Source organism: Protofrankia sp. Cr1, assembly GCF_963555865.1.
GTDB lineage: Bacteria > Actinomycetota > Actinomycetes > Frankiales > Frankiaceae > Protofrankia.
In genome coordinates this window covers 2,300-5,284 of the sequence record NZ_CAUVXO010000406.1, presented here as the reverse complement: position 1 = coordinate 5,284, position 2,985 = coordinate 2,300, and the positions used below count along the sequence as shown (strand labels likewise).

Sequence of the window (2,985 nt, the reverse complement as noted above, 5' to 3'; positions counted from 1 at the left end):
CGTGGGCGTCGTCGCGGGACGGGCGGTCGGTCCAGCTGGCCGCGGGGGAGAGGCGGGGCAATGCGGGTGACGGTTGACCGGAGCCGGTGCCAGGGGCACGCCCTGTGCGTCCTCGCCGCGCCGGACCTGTTCGACCTGGACGACGTGGACAGCCACGCCTATGTCCGGGTGGATCCGATGCCGGCCAGCGCGGGTGAGGCGGTTCATTCGGCTGCGCAGAACTGCCCCGAGCAGGCCATCTCCGTTGCCGACTGACGTTTCTGGGAGTGACATGAGCACTGAGGCCACCACGCCGCCGGTCTTCTGCGCCGCGCACCTGCTCGGTTCGTGGGACGAACGCCATCCCCAGGGTGCGTTCGTCGAACTGGCCGGGCAGGACGCACCGGTGCGCCCGGACGGGACACTCGTGGTTGCCCGTCGCGAGGAGATGGCGGAGTTCCTACGCCACCCGGCGGTCCGGGCGACCGACGGCGTGCATTACAACATGGGCGCCCAGCGACCACTGATCCCGTTGGATCTCGACGGCGACCTACACCGCAAGTACCGCCGGTTGTTAGACCCGCTCTTCACCCCCAAACGGGTCGCGCGGCTCGAGGAGACGATCCGGGCCCGGACCAACGCCCTGATCGACGAGTTCGCCGACAAGGGCGAGGCGGAGCTGATGTCCGACCTGTGCGCGACGCTGCCGACGCACATCTTCATCGACCTGCTCGGCCTGCCCACCGACGATCTGCCGATCTTCCTGGAGTTCAAGGAGGCGGTCGTGCGCCCGCAGGGCGCGACCCTCGATGAGAAGCAGGCCACCATGCGTGCGGCGGGCGAGCGGATGTACGCCTACCTCGCGAAGGTCCTTGACGAACGCCGCGCCCAACCTCCGTGTGACGATCTCATCGGCGGCTTCCTGACCGTCGAGGTGGACGGCGACCGGCTGTGCGACGCTGAGATCGTCGATATCTGCTACCTGCTGGTGATTGCCGGTCTTGATACTGTCACCTGCTCGTTGTCGTGCATGTTCGCGTGGTTCGCCGAGCACCCGGACGAGCGGCGCCAGGTGATAGCGGACCCCGCGCTCCTGGGCAAGGCGATCGAGGAGCTGATGCGCTTCGAGTCGCCGGTGCCGGTCGGCCACCGCTGGGTGACCGAGGACATCGAAGTGGCGGGCCGCCGGTTCCCGGCCGGATCCATGGTCGAGGTGGTGTGGGCGGCGGCGAACGTCGACCCGGCCGCGTTCCCCGACCCGATGACCGTCGACTTCGCTCGCCCCCACAACGCGCACGTCGGCTTCGCGGCCGGACCGCACCGTTGCCTGGGTTCCAACCTCGCCCGCCTTGAGCTCCGGGTGGCGTTGGAGGAGTTCCACACGCGCATTCCCGAGTACGAGATCACCCCCGGCGAGCAGGTGCTCTACACGAACTACGGCGTGCGCGCCGCCATCCATCTGCCGATCAGTTTCCCTGCCACCGTAATGTCTGGAGAAGCACACGATGCCTGATTTCACGCCGCTTGATTTCGAACCCGAGGGCCGGCTCTACATCGACGGGGAGTTCCGTGAGGCGGCCGCCGGCGGGCGCTTCGACGTCATCAGCCCGAGCGACGAGTCCGTCGTGGGCACCGCGGCGGATGCGCAGCCCGAGGACGTCGCCGCCGCTGTGGGTGCCGCGCGGCGCGCGGCCGACGAGACCACGTGGGCCACCGACCACGCCTTCCGTCAGCAGGTCCTGCGCCAGTTACAGGACGCCCTGCGCAAGGAGGCACTGGCGGCCAAGCAGGTCCAGATCGCCGAGGCGGGCACACCCGCTTCGAACATCGGTGCGCACATCGACGTGATGACCAGCGACATGACCTACTTCAACGACCTGATCGGCCGCTTCCCGTGGGAGACCGACGTCGGCATGCACACGGGCGTCGGCCTGCCGAGCAACCGCCGCGTCCGCTATGAGCCGTATGGCGTGGTCGGGGCGATCACGCCATGGAACGCGCCGTTCATGACCGACATCTGGAAGATCCAGCACGCCCTGGCCACGGGTAACACCGTGGTGCTTAAGACGGCCCCGGACACGCCGTTGACCGGCGCGTTCATCGCCAGAGTGGCGCACGAGCACACCGATCTGCCGCCGGGCGTGCTCAACGTCGTCAGCTCGCTGGACAAGGCCGTGGCGGGCGAGGCGCTGACGGGCGACCCGCGGGTGGACATGTATCACTTCACCGGCTCGCCCGGCGTCGGTCAGCGGATCTACGAACGTGCCGCGGTCGGCATCCGCAAGGTCTGTCTGGAACTCGGGGGGAAGTCTGCGAATATCATCCTGGACGACGCCGATCTGGCCGTCGCCCTGCCGATGACGATCGGTATGTGCATGAGCAACAGCGGCCAGGGTTGCGCGCTCGCGACCCGGCTCGTCGTCCACGCCTCGCGCTACGACGAGGTGCTCGGCGCGCTGACCGCGGCGATCGGCGCCCTGCCGTGGGGGGATCCGACCGACCCGACCAACGTCGTCGGGCCGATCATCAACGGTGCCCAGGTCGCGCGGATGGAAGGCCTGGTTGACCGGGCGCGCGCGGCCGGCGCGCGGGTGCTCGTCGGCGGCCGGCGGGGTGATTCGCCCACCGGCGGCAGGGGCTTCTGGTACGAGCCGACGGTGGTCGCGGACGTCGACGAGAACGCCGAGATCGCGCAGTACGAGGTCTTCGGCCCGGTGCTGACCGTGGTGCGCTACGACGGCGATGACGATGAGGCGGTCCGGGTGGCGAACAACTCCCGGTACGGGCTCTCGGCCTACATCCAGACCTCCGACCCCGAGCGGGCCTGGCGGCTCGCGAACCGCATGAAGGCCGGGACCGTCAACATCGGGCCTTCGTTCTATCTCTCGCCGGACACCCCGTTCGGCGGGTACGGCATCAGCGGTGTCGGGCGCGAGCATGGCGAGGACGGATTCCGCGAGTACTTGCAGGCCAAGACGATCGCGACCCCGGCGACAGGGGCATAAG

The 2,985-nt window shown here is 68.9% G+C and carries 3 protein-coding genes; all 3 read left to right on the top strand.

The features are described from left to right. On the top strand, positions 1–255 hold a 255-nt coding region (locus U9980_RS22455; RefSeq protein WP_322769745.1), incomplete at its 5' end, for a ferredoxin. A 16-nt stretch (positions 256–271) separates the two neighbouring features. Next, a complete protein-coding gene (locus tag U9980_RS22450; RefSeq protein WP_322769744.1) occupies positions 272–1,492 on the top strand; it encodes a cytochrome P450 in 1,221 nt (406 codons plus the stop codon). Further along, positions 1,485–2,984: an aldehyde dehydrogenase family protein gene (locus U9980_RS22445; RefSeq protein ID WP_322769743.1), complete on the top strand. Its 1,500-nt coding sequence runs from the start codon at positions 1,485–1,487 to the stop codon at positions 2,982–2,984. The genes U9980_RS22450 and U9980_RS22445 overlap by 8 nt, the downstream gene beginning before the upstream one ends. Position 2,985 lies beyond the last annotated feature (1 nt).